15 protein-coding genes are annotated in these 17414 nt (G+C 39.8%); all 15 read right to left on the minus strand.

The features are described 5' to 3' along the window. Nucleotides 1-34 precede the first annotated feature (34 nt). The 15 genes from LDL79_RS03555 to LDL79_RS03625 all read right to left on the minus strand — a co-directional run bounded on the left by LDL79_RS03555 (nt 35) and on the right by LDL79_RS03625 (nt 17414). Nucleotides 35-1048: a glycosyltransferase family 4 protein gene (locus tag LDL79_RS03555; protein WP_225599177.1), complete on the minus strand. Its 1014-nt coding sequence runs from the start codon at nt 1046-1048 to the stop codon at nt 35-37. After that, nucleotides 1005-2375: an O-antigen ligase family protein gene (locus LDL79_RS03560; RefSeq protein ID WP_225599178.1), complete on the minus strand. Its 1371-nt coding sequence runs from the start codon at nt 2373-2375 to the stop codon at nt 1005-1007. Before LDL79_RS03560 ends, LDL79_RS03555 begins: the two co-directional genes overlap by 44 nt. Further along, nucleotides 2359-3429 (minus strand): glycosyltransferase, encoded by a 1071-nt coding sequence (locus LDL79_RS03565; RefSeq protein ID WP_225599179.1) that lies wholly within the window; start codon nt 3427-3429, stop codon nt 2359-2361. Before LDL79_RS03565 ends, LDL79_RS03560 begins: the two co-directional genes overlap by 17 nt. Nucleotides 3430-3432: 3 nt before the next feature. Further along, the gene (locus LDL79_RS03570; RefSeq protein WP_225599180.1) at nt 3433-4548 is read right to left on the minus strand and encodes a glycosyltransferase family 4 protein; all 1116 of its coding nucleotides are present in this window, start codon (nt 4546-4548) and stop codon (nt 3433-3435) included. Further along, complete coding sequence (locus LDL79_RS03575) at nt 4545-5540, minus strand: glycosyltransferase family 2 protein (RefSeq protein WP_225599181.1); 996 nt, start codon at nt 5538-5540, stop codon at nt 4545-4547. Before LDL79_RS03575 ends, LDL79_RS03570 begins: the two co-directional genes overlap by 4 nt. 11 nt (nt 5541-5551) lie before the next feature. Further along, nucleotides 5552-7060, minus strand: a complete 1509-nt coding sequence (locus LDL79_RS03580; protein WP_225599182.1) for a glycosyltransferase family 2 protein — start codon at nt 7058-7060, stop codon at nt 5552-5554. After that, nucleotides 7057-8196 carry a glycosyltransferase family 4 protein gene (locus tag LDL79_RS03585; RefSeq protein WP_225599183.1) on the minus strand — a complete coding sequence of 380 codons (1140 nt, stop codon included), beginning with the start codon at nt 8194-8196 and terminating at the stop codon, nt 7057-7059. The genes LDL79_RS03580 and LDL79_RS03585 overlap by 4 nt, the downstream gene beginning before the upstream one ends. After that, entirely contained in the window at nt 8196-9287 is a 1092-nt protein-coding gene (locus LDL79_RS03590) for a glycosyltransferase family 4 protein (protein ID WP_225599184.1), read from the minus strand. The genes LDL79_RS03585 and LDL79_RS03590 overlap by 1 nt, the downstream gene beginning before the upstream one ends. Then, nucleotides 9284-10690, minus strand: coding sequence for a glycosyltransferase family 4 protein (locus LDL79_RS03595; protein WP_225599185.1), 1407 nt, complete (start codon nt 10688-10690; stop codon nt 9284-9286). Before LDL79_RS03595 ends, LDL79_RS03590 begins: the two co-directional genes overlap by 4 nt. Before the next feature lie 413 nt (nt 10691-11103). Continuing rightward, complete coding sequence (locus LDL79_RS03600) at nt 11104-11394, minus strand: GIY-YIG nuclease family protein (RefSeq protein WP_225599186.1); 291 nt, start codon at nt 11392-11394, stop codon at nt 11104-11106. Between the two features lie 326 nt (nt 11395-11720). Further along, complete coding sequence (neuC, locus tag LDL79_RS03605) at nt 11721-12842, minus strand: UDP-N-acetylglucosamine 2-epimerase (RefSeq protein WP_225599187.1); 1122 nt, start codon at nt 12840-12842, stop codon at nt 11721-11723. A gap of 249 nt (nt 12843-13091) precedes the next feature. Continuing rightward, entirely contained in the window at nt 13092-14135 is a 1044-nt protein-coding gene (gene neuB, locus LDL79_RS03610; RefSeq protein ID WP_225599188.1) for an N-acetylneuraminate synthase, read from the minus strand. 382 nt (nt 14136-14517) lie between these two features. Further along, a protein-coding gene (locus tag LDL79_RS03615) for an IS3-like element ISLbl2 family transposase (protein WP_225598077.1) occupies nt 14518-15647 on the minus strand; the annotation gives its coding sequence in 2 pieces (ribosomal slippage) (nt 14518-15386 and nt 15386-15647; 1131 coding nt in all). 215 nt (nt 15648-15862) lie between these two features. Next, nucleotides 15863-16531 (minus strand): acylneuraminate cytidylyltransferase family protein, encoded by a 669-nt coding sequence (locus LDL79_RS03620; RefSeq protein ID WP_225599189.1) that lies wholly within the window; start codon nt 16529-16531, stop codon nt 15863-15865. Continuing rightward, complete coding sequence (locus LDL79_RS03625) at nt 16524-17414, minus strand: glycosyltransferase family 2 protein (RefSeq protein ID WP_225599190.1); 891 nt, start codon at nt 17412-17414, stop codon at nt 16524-16526. Before LDL79_RS03625 ends, LDL79_RS03620 begins: the two co-directional genes overlap by 8 nt.

Genomic DNA, 17414 nt, shown 5'->3' on the forward strand with positions numbered 1-17414 from the left:
AGGGGGCTGTTTGGTCTTTCAAAGATAACGCATTTTAAGACAACAGCTTATGCCATTGCTGCTTTACCTCCTCCCAATTAAAAGTTTGCACAGTCTGATATGCGCGGGTAGTAAGACGTTCTACCAATTCTGGATGTTGTAATAACCGCTCAATGGCGCTTACAAAAGCAGCGGAATCATTGGCGGCAACCAGCAAACCATTTTGATCATCAGTTATAAGTTTGGGAACCCCTCCTACATTTGTAGAAATTACAGGAAGCCCTAGCGCCATGGCTTCTAACAAACTCACCGGAGTATTGTCGAAATGGGTTGTATTGATAAAAAGATCGTAATCGGCTGCCAAAGTACACCAAGCCTCCCGAGATACTTTACCGGTAAAGCGCACGGTGATCCCTAAACGTTCGGCTTCGGCTTTACAAAGTTCGAGTGAACCGTCTTTATCAGGTCCTACCATACACAATTCGGCAGCAGGGTATTTTAAGTGTAGGGAATGAAATAAGCGTACAGCAAGCAACGGATTGTAGATTTCAGCAAAAGAGCGCACCCATAATAGTTTAGGCTGAATAGTTTTTCGTTGCTTAAATTGATACAGATTTAGATCGATCGCATTGGGAATATTAGTAACCTTTTGGAATCCGTTTTTCTTGAAACATTCCAATAAATAAGCTGATGGCGCTACATTGATGTAGGCGTTTCTAAATAAAATTTCAGAAGCCTTAGGGCTCGTTTTAAGTCGCTCTGGAAGATTTCCACCGTGTAAAATAGGCATATAAGCTAATCCTAACAAGGAACATAATCTCCCACTACAATACGCAAACCAAAAACTTTGCGTGCTATAGGTGTCGATCAATACATAATCTGCCCAGTTTCGACTTTTGACAACCGCCCAAAGCATGGCAAGAAATCGCAAAACTTTATTGCTCCTACTACTCGCATACCGCAACTGAAAACCTTCAGCCTCAAGTCGTGGACCAAGCGTGTCTATTCCGGTGGGCGTAAAACCTTTATTGGATAATTTGTTGCCGAGGTACAGTATTCTTTGGCTCATGCATTACATTTAAAAGGGATAAGGCGTATAGAAAAGCCGGTGCCGCAACCCGCATAGAGGAATGATTGATCGTCAAAAACCAAAACCCATAAAAGGAATAAAACAAGTAATTTTTCCGATTTCCGATACGGTAGAATAACGGTGCTGCAAGTAAAATTAGTAGTGCTATAAGTCCGAAAACACCGTGTTCAGAAAGCAATCTGCTGATCTCATTGTGGGAAGCCGCCAAAATATCTAGTTTTTCTTCGCGGTATTCTTTGGTTTTCCCAACACCAATACCCATCACCGGATTATTCATAAAAAAAGTAAGTTCAGAGGTAACCAATTCTTGTCGACCTGTAGTTAGATCTTCTTTAATTCGCCCAGCTGCATCTTTATTGGCATAGCGCAAATCAATAAGTCCCATGGTGCGCACCGAGGAAATCAGCCACGTGATTGCTATAGCACTTCCTAAGATCACCAAATAAAAAGAGATGGCATTTCGTTTCTTACTGGAAACTCCCTGAAAATACATAACAATAAATGCCAGACTGATCAAAGCTGCAGTAAAAATTCCACCACGAGAAAACGTAATGATACCTCGATACGTCAAAAACATCAGCAAACCCAAATTAATAAAAAAGATAAGCTTGTTTTTACTGTTCACAAAAAGCTGAACCACCAAAGCAAACATTCCTATTCCTAGCGCCGTAGCCACTTGATTAGGACCGTATCCACCGGAAAGCGCAAAATTAGAATTGGTACCATTTAGTACTTCCCGAGTATCAGGGGTGTAAAATAAAAGGTAAACTCCAAGGGCAATAACCGGCATCAATAAAGCCCAAATAAGATGATGAAACTGTTGTTTAGATATTTTGCGATCATAACAATACAACGCCGAAATTCCTAAGCAGAACGGTCCGCTCAAATTGAAAATGACTGCTTTACGCACATTCGTATCAAAATTTAGGGTTTCAGCGGCATAGAGCACTCCAGGAATCAACAACAATAAATACAACCAATACGGAGCGGATTTCCTTGAAGTACCACTAAAAAACAACCCGATCAAAATAAAGCAGATCACTGAGTATTTACCCGCTTCCCAAGGAATCAAACTTCCACCAGTCATCCTGAAAAACACCTCTCCAGCAGTCATATAAGCCGCAGCTAAAAGTGCCTGATTTTGCTTGTTTCCAGATTGAAAAATCCATAGAATGAAAAAGACTATAGCCCCTAAAAAGTAAAATAAACCCAAAAACCGAAACAAATAAATGGCAAAACCAATAGCGACGTGGAGCCCTATTAATTGCAAATACTGCTTGTTATAGTTTTTAAATAATTTGAGCATAAATAGAAAGTACTTCAGTCAAGATTGACGGAGCTCCATATTGTTCTTGCACTTTATTTTGAAATATTTTGGCTTTTTGCTGTGCTTCTAGAGGATTCTCTTCCAAATAAAGTAAAGCCGAAGCAAATGCTTCAGTATCTTCTGGCGGTACGCAAATCCCCGCATCGTCCAGCACGTGCTTGCACTGCCCAACGTCTGTAGTGATTACAGGAAGTCCGGCTTGTCCATACTCTAATATCGCCAAAGGCAAACCTTCCGAATTTGAAGATAATACTCCAGCATCAAAATGTGGTAAAACAGCCGACATTTTAAAATAAAGCCCATGGTAAAAAACAGAACTTTTAAATGGATGCTCTTTTAACCGCTGCAAAATGGATTTTGCATACAGCGTGTCAAGTGCTTCTCCGAATAAATGTAACGTATACTCGTGATCTGTTTCAAGTAACTTTTCAAAAGCATCTAAGAGCAGATGATGGTTTTTTTGAGGCCTCAAATTCGCTACGCAAACAATGCGTTTTCCGCGCACCCCTTGGAAATTTTTAGTGATGTCATAAGGCAGAGCTTCAGCAATAAAATTTTTAATGTAAAAGGTTTTTTTAACTTTCAAAGTTTGTTTTGCCCAAATTGCTAGTTTCTTATTTACCGAAAAAACAGCGTCAAATAATGTACTAAAAACCCTCAGATATCCGGTATTCCGATCCTTCAAAAACTCACTATTCCCGTAATGATCGTGCCAAATCAATTTAAGGCCCGGAGTCATTAACTTAACCAGAGCAGCTATAAAATAGCTGCTTCCGTGCGCATGAATGATTTCAATCTGATGTTGTTTAATGAAACGCTTTAATCTAAATACAGCAGCTACATCTAAGCGGCGTATCCGCGCTAAATACAAATAAGGCACTTCGGGTTTAATCAACTCCCTTAAAAGCCCTTCTTGTCTGGTAGAACAAAGAGCAGAGACTTCAACCCTATCGTATAATGCATTGGCATAATTAACCGCCATACGTTCTGCGCCACCAATAGCCAAACTATCTATCAATTGTAGAATGCGCACGGTTTACAAGAGTTTTTTAAGTTCAGCTTCAAATAAATCTAAGGTATAGTTGCGTGACCAGGCAGATGCTTTTTGCGCCATATCTTTCAGACCCGTTTTATCTTTTAAAAATGCTTCTAATTGAGCTGCATCAGATTCAAGCTTGGCCTTGATTAAAATACCACGATTACCGTGATCAAGCATCCACGGTACGCAAGAAATTGGAGTAGCGATAGGAATCACACCCCACCACATGGCTTCTGCAATGGCTTTTGGCCAGCCTTCGCTTTTAGAAGGAAGTATCAAAAAATGACTTTTTGTGTAGGCTTCAGCAACGGCAGCAGCCGATTGATTACCGTGAAGAAAAACACTTTTCTCTAGATGATGCTCCGTGATAAATTCGAGAAGCAATTCCTTCTGAGGCCCATCGCCGTAAAAATGAAGTTCTGACGGAAAACCTTTGGAAATAAGTTCGTTTACAAGCTCCAGAACATATAAAGGACGCTTTCCCGGAACCAACAAACTACCAACAAATAAAAAACGTAAAGGCAAATCGTATTTACGTTGCAGAAAAACCGCCTTATCAGCTTCGGTATAGGTCGCGGTAAAAAAGGGCTTGATATTTTTGCTTTGATTAGGCCAAGCGCCATAAACCAAAACCTGCATATTTCTAGTAAGGAATGTATTGCTTAAAATACATTTTTGCAGCTTATAACTCCAGGGTTGCTTCGCTTTAGGATCCCAGTTTCCTGCGTACTTCGCTGTTTTTTTCTTCTTTGGAAAAAATACCTGAACAATGGCACCCAGTAAACCCATATTTCCGGGGCAACGCAGATGTATATGATCTGCACCCAACATTACTTTGTAAATTCTCTTCAAAATTCCCGGCAATACCAAAATTGCCCGACCAACCTGAGTAACACTAGTAATATCAAAAGATGGAACCTTGATCAATTGCAGGCTTGCTGCTTTATAAGGTAAGTCGATACTTCCTGGATTTTTTGAACTGAAAGTTCCCACCACATTAACCTCATCCGCTGATTTGAACCACAGATTCATTTCACGAACATATGGGCCATAGGAATAAAAACTCCCATCCTTTTCAAAATGCTCAATATGTGTAATTACTGCAAATTTCATTGAGGCTTTGGTTTATTAAAAAGTAAACTCCACCATCCTACAGTTCTACCAATGGTTTCACGTAAAGCACCCATTTTGTTTGAAGTAGTGAGCACATTACTCAACCGAATCAGTGTCAAAAGTAATGCTGTTGCATTCCATTTAATTCGTGCTTTAATATTAGGGTTTGGATACTTAACCCGCCAAACATACCACCCGTTTCGAATCACCATTTTCCCGTATTTATAGAGATCGGGTCTTCCTGAAGGATCGTGATGATGTAACAATTGTGCCTTGGTGTTGATCCAAAGAGAACCCAACTTCGAAGCCCTTAAGCTAAAATCGGCATCTTCATACAAGCCATAGCCTTCAAAATAGCTGGAAAAACTAAGTTCCTCAAACAAGGTTTTCCTATAAGCTGCCACACCTCCCATTAGTTGCTCCACTGGGTACGTTTTTCCGGAAGGGGGTAAAAAACTAATAGATCGTCCATGTCCAAAATCAGGCATAAATCCGGGAGCAGCATCAGGCTGTAATCCAAATAACGCACGCAATTGAAACCGACTCCCCTCCTTCCGCTTATACCCATCAAATACAAAATAATCTCTTTTTGCTTCATCTTTATCTAACTCCCAAATCACTTCATTGGTTATGTAACCACCGACACCAAGGGCACTAGGCTTTTCACGAAATGTTTGAAGAATTTGCTCGAAATAATCTGTCTCAAGGACCACATCGTCATCCAAGAAACACACAATTTCAGACTTCGGATTTAACTTTTTAATAGCAAAGTTTCGCTGACGGGTGAGTCCGCGATCCTGTTCTTCAACCTTAAAATACTTTAGATTTTTAATGACTTGCTTTGTAAGCACTTTTTCAGTTTGGTTATCTATCGAACCATCGATCACTAAAATTTCATCGGGATAAAGCCTTTGCTTTTGAACCGACTTTAACAAGGTCCCTAATGCTTGTGAACGCTGATAGGTGCATATAATTAAGGAAAAACTAGGCATAAACTAAAGAGCTATTTATAACGTTCTCCAAGTGCGATCAAGCGTTGTGCATACCATTCGGAAAGCCTATACTGCTTCAACTTCTTAGGAAGATTAAGTAATCGCTTTAGTACTAAATAGGATTTACCACGAACTAAATTCAATATAAAGTGCTTGTATTTATATTCTTTGTGCTGACTTGGAGTAAAATGCTTTAAGGTATAATATAGTATTGTTGGGCTTGGCACTGGTTTTAACGTTCCTACAGGTACATCCAGCTCCCAAGGTTTTGAAGTTGGTTTTTCTTGCCCCCAGAATCTATACCCTCCGGCTGGTGGCTTTAAGTGCAAATTAACCGAAAACGGATTATTCATTACTACAGCTCCTTCTTTTAATAAGCGCAGGCCAAAATCGCTGTCCTCTCCGTACCCGCCATCATAATTAACATCATTCCCAATCAGCTTTTTGAGCCATTGCATTCTTACGCAACTATTAGCATTACTAAATTGATGCGCCACCCCGGCTTTTTGTAAACTTGTGGGAGATCGATCTAAAAAAGCATCCAAATCAGTCAAATCATTTGTATAATGTTTTGCTCTAATATCTCTTCCATTACAAGCATCTGCCTGATAGGTTTCTAAAAAACGAATGTGGTTTTCAACAAAATCCGGAGGTATTCTAATATCATCATCTCCAAAAATGATATAATCCCCTTTACAATATTCTAAAGCCTCATTACGAGCACGACAACTCCCGGTAGATTCTTGCCAGATTAATTGGAATTCATACGGTAAGTCTAGATTATAAAGGGCTACATTTCTGAATTCTTCTGGAGTTGCATCTATTACAATGACTTTTATAGGTAAAATACTTTGCGCTGCATAATCCTTTAAAAGCTGTACAGTATATTCCTGTCGAAACATAGTAGGGATTACCACAGAAACTTTGGGAGCCTCTATAGTTACTAAAGTTTTTAAAGGCAATGTTACTAAATTCGATGTAGCTGATTGATGCGTAGCGGATTCAATAAAATAATACAGCTCAGAAAACCACTTAGAAAGAGGCTGCCTGAGCATCATATAAATACTATGCCCAATTTTGAAGTGTTTACGATAAAATGCATACCTGTCTTCAGCCTCAATGTTTGCGCTATCTGCACTTAATGCGTATAAGCCTTTGACGTAAATGGGAACTCCCCCCAGTTCTCTTAAAAGCGTGTAGCCAAGATCAATCCCTTGCATTATTTCGTTATTATACCGTGCATCAAAGCCATTAAGTAACTTCCAAACCTTCTCTCGAATTACAAAACAGCTTGCATTTACGCGCCAATTAATACAACTCGTAGTATTTTCAAAATCATTGATAAACCACCAGAATGTAGCTGTTTGATAAACGATTTCCGGGAAACAATTTTTAAAACCTTGATCATAACTGGAATGCCAAAGATCCCCTGGTCCCTTAGCCAACTGATCTAGCATATTTAAATCAGGAGCACCCGTGTATAACAAAATTTCTCCTGTATCGGTTATATAGCAATTCATTCGTTGATAGCAGTTTTATAAAATACCTCATTTTGTTCTACTACAACCTCAGTCGCAAAATTCAGTTTCACATATGCTCGTGCTTTCTTACCCATGTTTGAGCGAAGATTGGAATTTTCTAACAGTTTCTGAATGCTATCAGCAAAATGTTGATGTTTTTTTGGGTTTACCGTATATCCCGTTTCACCATCGATCATCACCTCGTTTGCCCAACCAATATCAGAAGTTACAAGTGCCTTTCCCATCGCCATGGCTTCTATCCAGGTCATAGGTAAAGCTTCTGCAAAACTGGGTAGCACAACCACGCTAGCTCGTGCAAGTTCAAGTTGAATTTCAGCATAAGGCAATACTCCCACAAATTGTACTTGACTATGATATTCCGTTTGAAGCTGTTCTAAAAAAAGAGTTTCAGTAGAACGGTTCACTAGTACATCGGTTGTATCTTTTCCTGCTAAAACAAGTTTGGCCGCTTTATTCTTTTGAAAAAGCAAATTGCAAATTTTTGCCAATTCCAACACTCCTTTCTTACGAATCAAGGTTCCAAAATATAGGATTCGATGAGCTTCAGCCTCAACTTTTGAAGGCTTAAATAGCTCTGTGTCGATTGAATTAGGAATTACTTGTATTTCCTTTTTCAGTCCAAAAATTTCTTTGGTCAGTTTTGCGGTAAAAGCACTTACTGCAAGAATATGATCGGCATTTTTAAGCGCTAGTTGTTCAAACCAGCGATTCTTAGTTTTTTGTGTGCGTTGCTCCAAATGACAAAAATAGGCATCGGTCCCATGAAGTCGAATAACCAACGGACATTTAAAACGCATCAAAGCCGTAATTCCGGTCCAATCCGGTGCTTCGAGAACATTTATTCCCTCTAGAAGAATAATTTTATTGATATAACGCTGTAAAAATTTACGATGCAAATACCAGCCTGCAAGTTTATACTTCCGCTTAGCGATGCTGTGAATTTTGATTCCCTGATCTTCAAATTGCTTGTCTTCCGTCTGACTGTACACAAAAACCGTAACGCGTTCCCCGGCCTGAATCAAACTTGCTGCCAGATTTTTAATACTGGTTCCCAAACCGCCACTTCGGTTTAAATCGGGATGAGGATATTCTGGAGTTAAAAAAGCAATATGCATCAATCCAATAAATTAATATGTTCGGCAACCATACGGTCTAGTGAATATTCCTTTTCTATGAGAAAAGAAGTATCCCTTGAAATTTTTCGGTCTCCATTTACTACTTCTTCAATAATGGTTGCAAGAGCCCGCTTATTCTTTGGTTGAAATAAAAACCCATTCACACCCTCTTCAATAATCTCAGGGTTTCCTCCGACTGTTGTAGTAATCACTGGAACATTAGCAGATAAGCTTTCCAGAATGGAAAGGCTAAAACATTCCATATATGTAGGTTGAATGAGGTACTCAAAATCGGCCAGAAGTTGTGGAATCTCTGAAGAACTCCCTTTAAAGCTTAATAGGCTATCAACCTCTTTGTCTCGGGCCTGTTGCTTTAGGCCTTCTTCCAACTGACCTTCCCCATAAATAGTGATATGCAGACGATTTTTTATAGCTTCTGGCAAATAGCCTAGAGCATCGATCAGATCCTGAATGCCTTTAGACCCCCTCAGATGCGAAACTACAACGAACTCAATGTTGTCCTCCTGAGCTGAATCTTGACTATCTCGCTTTCTAAATACAGAAGTATCAATACCATTATAAATCACTCCTGTTTTTTTTGCCACTACGAGCCCTAGGTCTTTCACAATCTGCTTTGCTGTATAACTGCTGACACCAATAAAATGATCGATAGCTTTATGATGTAAATAGCTTTTTAAACGGTTCTTCAATCGCTTTTTAAGCGGAAATCCATTTAACGGCCTCGGGTTATGATCTACTGCTATAACTGTTTGAATGCTTCCGGCAACTTTAGCATGCTTATAGAAAGGCGTGCATAATTCGGTGAAATGCGTAACCAAAGCGGTATAGGTTTTTTCATTTTCTTCAAGGTAATTGAGAAAAAAGGCTTCGACACTTGAATTTCCTTCCGCAGAAAAAACAGTAACGCCCTCGTAAAATGTTTTATACAAAACATCCGGAAAAAACCAATCTACCTCATAACCCTTAGCTTTAGCTGCTTTATCATAAGCCACAAAAAAACGATCCATCCCGCCGATGCGATCGGCCCGAAGTACATAATTACAAACTACCGCTAATCTTTTGGTGCTCATAAAGTATTTTTTAAAGCTTGTACACAAGCCTGCGTGGTTTTGTCAAGAGGTTTTCCCACCTGCATATCGATAAGCTTCCTACGATTTTCCAGATCCAGATTGGGATTACGCAGGTATGCGTTTACAGCAGTATATAATTCTTCAGCGTTTTTAGCGATTTTAACCGCACCACTTTTAACCACATTGTCATAATGTTCATATTGCAAAAAGCGCTGATCATTGTACAAGCCGTTCTCTTGGCTCCCAAAAGCGGTGTTAACCACCGGTTTTTTAAACAACATAAAATCAAGACTCATCGTCGACAACATGTTTACATTCAAATCACAGTACTTTAAAATAGCTTTAAGCATGCTCAAATCTTCTTGTGTAGGAACACGTTGTGACCACGGCTCGGGATGCCCTTCCCGGGTAAGTTCCCATTTAGGATGATTCCATTTGATCTCGGGATATTTGGCTTTAGTTTCAGTAAAACGTCGCTCGTCTTCTGCCGGTGAGGTGCGGACTAAAAGCTGGCTTGAATCAATTGCTCCGGAACGAATACCATCTGCCAAAGTAGCGATCACCAAAGGATCATTTGGTCCAATTGAAGCATCGGCACAACTGTAGCAAATGATTTTCGCTTCGGAATTTAAATCTAAAGTTTTGTAAAACTCGCTTTCAGAAAGATCAAACTTGGGCAGCACATAGGGTTCAAATTGAGGTGTCCCTACAACTGAAATTGCTTTTTCTTTGGTGAACGGGTAAAATCGAAGCAACTCTTTTTTCATCAAATCACTCCAGACTAAGAAGTAATCAAATGTTGCAGCCATCCTCCCTTTAGAAGCCAGGTTATCCCAACTAAAAATAAACGAGGTGGTAGGAATTTGAAGCTTTTTTGCCCAGTAAACAAGTGTTGCAATAAACGGTGGGCGCTGATGGGTAAAGAACAAAATATCTGGCTTATGCTCTTTTAAAATTTCTCCATACTTAGAAACAACAGCATCTTTTTTAAAACTTTGCTCCTGTAGCTCTTCATACTTAAGTATATTTTTTTCGCTATGAAATACTGAACTAACGGCATAAACAAGTCGAACCAAAAGTCCGTGCGGGCTCCAGCTCTTGGCTTTGTTCATCTCGTAATTATCTGCGATTCCTGGATTGGATTTGTGCTTCTGCAGATGTGCTACTTCTTTTAGCTTTCGCCAAAACCAATTCGTTTTAGTTTCCGTAAAAACAGGAAGCTCTACAATAGTAAAAACCGACGCATCAAGCTTAGGGTACGCCGATGATGGGAGTCCGGAAAATATAACTACTTTTTCAAAAGACCGGGCAGCTTTGGTCAAGAACGTGCTCAGCACAAAATTGCGAAAGCCAACACCATCAGTAATGACAATTCCTAAGGTTTTTGAAGATGCTAAAGCCAAGGTTTTAAATTCAAAATTAGAAGTTTAAAAAGCATTTTTTCGTTTTTCGTTTTTCGTTTTTCGTTTTTCGTTTTTCGTTTTTCGTTTTTCTAAATTAAAGATATCAAAATCTGTCACTTCGAGTGTCGGTCGAGATCGGTGTATCGAGAAGCCTGTCAGTTTAAATGTTTGATTGAGGCCCAATGCAAAACGTAATTAAGCTAGAACACTGTCACTTCGAGTGTTTGATTGAGGCCCAATGCAAAACGTAATTAAGCTAGAACACTGTCACTTCGAGTGTTTGATTGAGGCCACAAGCCGAAAGCAAATGTATCGAGAAGTCTGAAAAACTAAGAAAATCCTAACTCCTAAAACTTCTCGATACAAATCAAGCCTCACTATCGCTACACTTAATTTGCTTGAAGTGACGAATATTATTTGAAACGTTTTTTAGCCAAGTTAGGTAGTTTTTCAAATTCCCCATTAATCAAAGCTTCCTTCTTAGCCTGAGACCATTTTTTAATCCGCTTCTCAAATTCAATTGCCAACTCTGGTTCTGTAAATTCACAATAATAAACCAATTCAATTGGTCTTCTGCTAGATGTATAAGAATTGTTGTACTTCCCGGATTGATGTTGTTCAACCCGCTCCCAAAGATCAGAAGTTACACCGGTATAATAAGTTTTATCCCGACATCTTAGAATATAAACATTATAGACTTTCAAGAATTAGGATTTGTTTGTCACTTCGAGTGATTTTTGAGAACAGAGGTTCAAAAAAAATGTATCGAGAAGAGTCACTTCGAGTGCCGGTCGAGACCTCAAGTCGAGACCGGTGTATCGAGAAGCCTATCAGTTTAAATGTTTATTGAGGCCACAAGCAAAAAAGCTATTGCTCGAGAACACTGTCACTTCGAGTGTTTGATTGAGGCTTCAAGCCGAAAGCAAATGTATCGAGAAGCCAAGTGAACTCAAAACATCATAACAAAGAAGACTTCTCGATACATCTGAAGCTCCACTATCGCTTCACTTCAGCCACTCGAAGTGACACTTTAAAGATCCCGAAACTGCTTCTGATGATCTATTTGCCAAAAAGCTTCAGTTCTTAGCGCTTCCAAAAATCCGGAGGCAGCTGTTTTGGTACTTTTTGTCCCTTTTGGTTTGACCTTTAATGCTTTCGCGGAAGCGATACCCTTTAAAATAGCTGCTGTAGCATTATCCACATGAATGATGCTGTCGGTCAGTAAGTCCCTATTTTCCTGGCGCCTGCCCACATTTACTGTCGGAACTCCCAAGTATGGTGCCTCGTGAATGCCGGCACTGCTGTTTCCTATTAAAAAAGCCGCGTTTTTGAGCAAGGTAATGAAATACTCAAACCGCAAGGACGGAAAAAGCCGGAATCGCGGATGCTCTTCAAATTGGCCATACGTCTTTAAAATAGCGGAAGAACCCAGGTCATTATTGGGATAGATCACCACATAGTTTTGATCATCTTCCAATAGCGCCTGTACAAAATCGCCTGCGTGCGTGGAAGTTTCCTGATGCGCGGTGGTTACCGAATGAAACAAAACTACCGCATAGTTTTCAAACGGAATGTCGTAGTAGGCTTTTGCGGTTTCGAGATTGGGTAAGGTATCACTGAATAGCACATCTAAATCAGCCGAACCAATATTGAATATACTGCTCTCGACTTCGCCCATTTGGAGCAAACGTTTGGCGGCCGTCTCGTGAGATACAAAATGAATATGGCTCAATTTACTCACCGAATGCCGAATGAGTTCATCTACAGTGCCCGAAAGCTCGCCTCCTTCGATGTGACCGACTAGTATGTTGTTAAGCGAACCCACTATAGCTCCTGCGAGTGCTTCTACCCGGTCGCCGTGAACGATTATTAAATCTGGTTGAAATGCTTTCACATAGGCTGAAAAACCCTCGATAGTTTTAGCCAGAGTGAGGTCCATAGAGGCCTCAGAGGTGTAATTCGAGTAGCGCTCAATATTTTGAAAACCTGCTTTTTCAATTTCAATGACAGTGAGGCCATATTGCTCGAGCAGATGCATTCCGGTTGCAAAAATTCCATATTCAAAGTCAATTGAATCGTGAATTGCCCGAATAAGCGATTTCAGTTTTCCAAAATCTGCACGAGTACCGGTAAGAAAGGCTATTTTTCTCAAATGTATTTCAATAAAATAGTATTCAAATAATCTTAAAAACCTAAACTAAAAAACTAGTTTCGAGTGCCGATCGAAACCTTAAGTCAAGACCGGTGAATCGAGAATGTCACTTCGAGTGTTTGATTGAGGCAACAAGTCGAAAGCAAATGTATCGAGAAGCCTCGTAAACTAAAAACATCTCTACTCCTAAGACTTCTCGATACACCTAAAGCTCCGCTATCGCTATGCTTTAGCCACTCGAAGTGACAGTTAATATTTTATATCATCGTTTTTCAACTGTTCATCTTCAGCAATTGCTCTTGCTGCCGTTTTCCCCAGAATATCTTCAAATTTTTCGGCTAAAATTTCACCTGTTCCCGGGCGCTTTACCCAAATATTCGCTTCGCTAAAAATTTCGCCTTCCTTGATGGGTGCAATGGTGCACACAGTTGCAAAAGCAAAATCTATGGTGACTTGCTCCTCTTTAGCCGGAGCTTTTAGACCCCCGCGCATCATCCAGATTTCCTTACTCGACTGAATGAGTTCAGCGCAAGCTTCTTCATCCATGCTGCAAACAATATCCGGACCTGTCCGCTGCATATGATCGGTAAAATGTCGCTCTAAAATGGACGCTCCCAAAGCTACTGCTCCCAAACAGGCATTATTGTTTAGCGTGTGATCTGATAAGCCAAAAGGCACATCGGGAAAGGCCTGATGCAGTTGAGTCATCGCTCCCAAACGCACTAAATGAGTAGGTGTTGGATATAAATTGGTGGTGTGCAGCAAAGCGAAAGGTGTCCCGGCATCCTTAAAAATCTGTACAGCTTTAGCAACACTTTCAAGAGTATTCATCCCGGTGCTGAGAATTACCGGCTTACCAAAACCTGCGATGTGCTTAAGCAAGGGATAATTATTGCATTCCCCAGAACCGATTTTATAGGCTGATACATTCATGGTGTTCAAGCGATTCGCTGCTGCACGCGAAAAAGGAGTGGAGATAAAAATCATTCCGTTTTCCTCTACATATCTCTTGAGAGCAACTTCATCTGCTTCATCAAGCGCACAACGCTTCATAATATCATAAATAGATACATCTGCATTCCCCGGAATCACTTTTTTTGCTGCACCGCTCATTTCATCTTCTACAATATGCGTCTGGTGCTTTATAACCTCAGCTCCTGCACGTTGGGCTGCATCTACCATTTCCTTAGCCACTTCTAGAGATCCTTCGTGGTTAATACCAATCTCAGCAATCACTAAGGGTGGGTAATCGGGTCCTATCTTTCGATCTTCAATTTGGATGTATGGGTTCAAGGAGATTTGTTATTGTTATTGTTATTGTTAATGAACTTAAAAAATATCGAAAATGTCACTTCGAGTGATTTTTGAGAGCCTGAGCTCGATAAAATTGTATCGAGAAGCCACATCGCTTTGAATGTTTGATTGAGGCTAAAAGCTGAGGGCAAATATATCGCTAATGTCACTTCGAGTGCCGGACGAGGTCTGAGACCGAGACCAGTGTATCGAGAATGTCACTTCGAGTGTTTGATTGAGGCCAAAAGCCGAAAGCAAATGTATCGAGAAGCCTGCGAAACGAGAAACATCCTAACTCCTAAGACTTCTCGATACGCCTGAAGCTACGCTAAAGCTATGCTTCAGCCACTCGCAGTTGTAAGCTTCCCCAGACTAGAACTGCTTAATTTTCCAAAACTGGTTTAAAATTATTGTTTTTCATTCTCTTGGGGCTAGCCCCAAGAGAATGGAGTTTTGCGTATTGCACTGGTGCTATTTTGCCCAGTGAGTCATGGGGACGATATTTATTGTAATCTTCCATCCATATTTGAGTTTGCTCCCTTACCTGATCAATATTTTCAAAGATGTACTTGTCGAGGACACCTCTACGATAGGAGCCGTTAAAACGTTCTACAAAAGCATTTTGAGTAGGTTTGCCTGGTTGTATGTATTTAAATTCAATCTCATGCATTTTACTCCATTCAGCAGTAAGGTTTGCTATGAATTCAGGACCGTTGTCCATCCTGATCCGGTTTGGCTTACCTCGTCGGTTGATTAGGTGATTGAGTACCCAGACTACCCGATTACTAGTCAAAGAAAAGTCTACTTCGATGTGTAGTGCCTCTCGGTTAAAATCATCAATAACATTAAAAGATCTAAAGCGTCTCTTGTTTTCTAGAACATCGCTTACGAAATCAATACTCCAAGTATCATTCAATTCTTCAGGAATCTCCAAAGGCTCCTGTATACGCGCGGGCAGGCGCTTCTTTACTTTTCTTCTTAAAGGAAGCCCTAAAGATACATACACCCGGTGTACCCGCTTATGATTCCAAGGCTTTCCTTCGTTACGAATTCGCCAGTAGGCTTTCCAAAAACCCTCTTCGGAATGTTCTTCTGCTTTGTCTCTAAGAGCCTTCTCTATAGGAGTATCATCCTTGGGTAATGGCTTATAATAGTAAACACTTTTACTCATATTAAGCACACGGCACGCCCTACTGATGCCGTAGCGGATAAGTTCTTTAGCTATGGTACGTTTACGGCAGGGCTTTAGAGCTTTTTTTCAATAATCTCTTTAGCCATTTGATGGTCCAGTGCTAAAGAGGCATACATCTGTTTTAGACGGGCGTTTTCAGCTTCAAGTTCCTTAATACGCTTAAGTTCTTTGCTGCTCATACCAGCGTATTTAGAACGCCATTTGTAAAAGGTAGAGGTGCTGACACCGTATTCGCGGCTGATTTCCTCAACACTCTTACCGTTGTCGAACTCCTTTAAAATTTTTGCAATCTGTGTTGGTGTGAATTTGCTTCGTCTCATACTGTTTAAAATTAAGAATTATTACACTTCTAAACAGTTCAGTTTTAAGGGAAGCTTACACAGTGACACCCCCTGTCAGTTCGAGTGATTCTTGAACGCTAAAGCGTGAAAGAATTGTATCGAGAACCCTTAGAAACGATTAACATTCTAATCCTAAAACTTTTCAATTCAAATGATACCCAGCTAAAGCTGGTTTTCATTCACTCAAAGTATCCCTATTTAAAATACTTCAAATACAACTCAGCCTTTATAAAATCGGCTTCCGTGTCAATGTCGATTTCGGCAAAAGGATGATCCACAATCAAAGGGTAGTTTTTTGCTCCAAGAAGCTTTCCTTGTTTTAAGAGTTCCGTTTTAAAAATATAAAGCAAACCATTCTCATAAAACAAAGGTTCGAGATCCTGACTGCGCTGCCCCATTTCATAATTGTATGGTATAAATTGATTATTAGAAATGGTTCCCAATTTATGCTCGTTTCGGGAAACGGTCATCAGGCTGTCGCAATCCTCTCGCTCAAAGTCTGCCATAGCCTCTTTCAGAAGACCCCCTGGTCTCAACGGATTTGTAGGCTGCAGTAAGATAACCGCATCGTATTTCTTTTGTAATTGATTTACTGCGTGCTGCAAAGCAGTTACAACAGGTTCTTCATTACCTGCTAAGGCATCCGGTCTTTTAATAGCTTCAACACCTACTTCTTTTGCATATTCAAGAACACGTGCATCATTAGAAGTGACTATCACATTACTAAAACCATTATCTTGGGCGTATGCTATACTATGCCCTAACAACGGTTTATCTCCTAGCTGTCGCATATTTTTTTCGGGAAGCCTTTGCGAACCGGCACGGGCGGGGATAATTATTAAATACCTTCTACAATCAACCATATATAGGTAAGCTCAAATTCCTCATTTTTTGAAGCGTCTTAATTTTTACAACTTTTCTAGACTTTAAAATTTTAGGAATTTTAATTAAAGCTTGAAATCCACCTGCTACAAAAGCTTTAAAAAACAACCTGTTTTTTATACCATATTTTTTGAAGTTATGCCAATATAATTTTAAAATGCGCTTCAATACGAATAAAAATGGATAATGTACTATGTAAAACAACGTAGTGTTGGTTAATTGCTTTTGAAATCGAGTATAGTTATACCCTGAATGCCCTCTGTACATTTTGTCAACACGATGATTGACTGAAATCTTTGTAGTATACAGTATAGTATAGCCTTCATTTACCACCTGTATGGAAACACTGTTTTCTTCCCCATAAATATCCATCCAGAGAGGAAAGCCATCGGTTTTATTGTAAATTTCTTTACGTATAACGAAACCACAACCTACAAATTCACTACAGAAAAAGTCTTGTTGTTTTTGATGTTGAAGTAATGCTTCATGGTCACTTTTAAAAACTCCTTTAATTTCCTCAAAAGCGATTATTCCCAATTCTTTATGCACCTTAAATAATCCTTTAGCTCTTTCAACAAAATCAGATTGAAGTGGGTGTGCGTCATCATCAAAACCAAAAATTAAAGTTCCTTGTGCTTTCTTATACAAGCTGTTCCGTGCCGGAGAAGCTCCTATACTTTTTTTGGAGACTTCCCAATGACAATTTGGAAACATTTGAATTAAATCTTCTGAGGAATCACTACAGCCATCGAGGAAAACCAAAATTTCAGAACGAGAATCTTTAAGATATTCGTGCAAAATGAGGAGTGTTTTTTCCAATTCAACCTTTCGGTTCCGGGATACTATGCAAATCGACGCCTCCAA

The sequence above is a fragment of the Leeuwenhoekiella palythoae genome, assembly GCF_020310025.1.
GTDB lineage: Bacteria > Bacteroidota > Bacteroidia > Flavobacteriales > Flavobacteriaceae > Leeuwenhoekiella > Leeuwenhoekiella palythoae.

Excerpts from the sequence above, each read along its gene's own strand:
- LDL79_RS03555 (WP_225599177.1), bottom strand. The coding sequence starts at position 1,048 with ATGAGCCAAAGAATACTGTACCTCGGCAACAAATTATCCAATAAAGGT.
- LDL79_RS03560 (WP_225599178.1), bottom strand. The coding sequence starts at position 2,375 with ATGCTCAAATTATTTAAAAACTATAACAAGCAGTATTTGCAATTAATA.
- LDL79_RS03570 (WP_225599180.1), bottom strand. The coding sequence starts at position 4,548 with ATGAAATTTGCAGTAATTACACATATTGAGCATTTTGAAAAGGATGGG.
- LDL79_RS03575 (WP_225599181.1), bottom strand. The coding sequence starts at position 5,540 with ATGCCTAGTTTTTCCTTAATTATATGCACCTATCAGCGTTCACAAGCA.
- LDL79_RS03580 (WP_225599182.1), bottom strand. The coding sequence starts at position 7,060 with ATGAATTGCTATATAACCGATACAGGAGAAATTTTGTTATACACGGGT.
- LDL79_RS03585 (WP_225599183.1), bottom strand. The coding sequence starts at position 8,196 with ATGCATATTGCTTTTTTAACTCCAGAATATCCTCATCCCGATTTAAAC.
- LDL79_RS03590 (WP_225599184.1), bottom strand. The coding sequence starts at position 9,287 with ATGAGCACCAAAAGATTAGCGGTAGTTTGTAATTATGTACTTCGGGCC.
- LDL79_RS03620 (WP_225599189.1), bottom strand. The coding sequence starts at position 16,531 with ATGGTTGATTGTAGAAGGTATTTAATAATTATCCCCGCCCGTGCCGGT.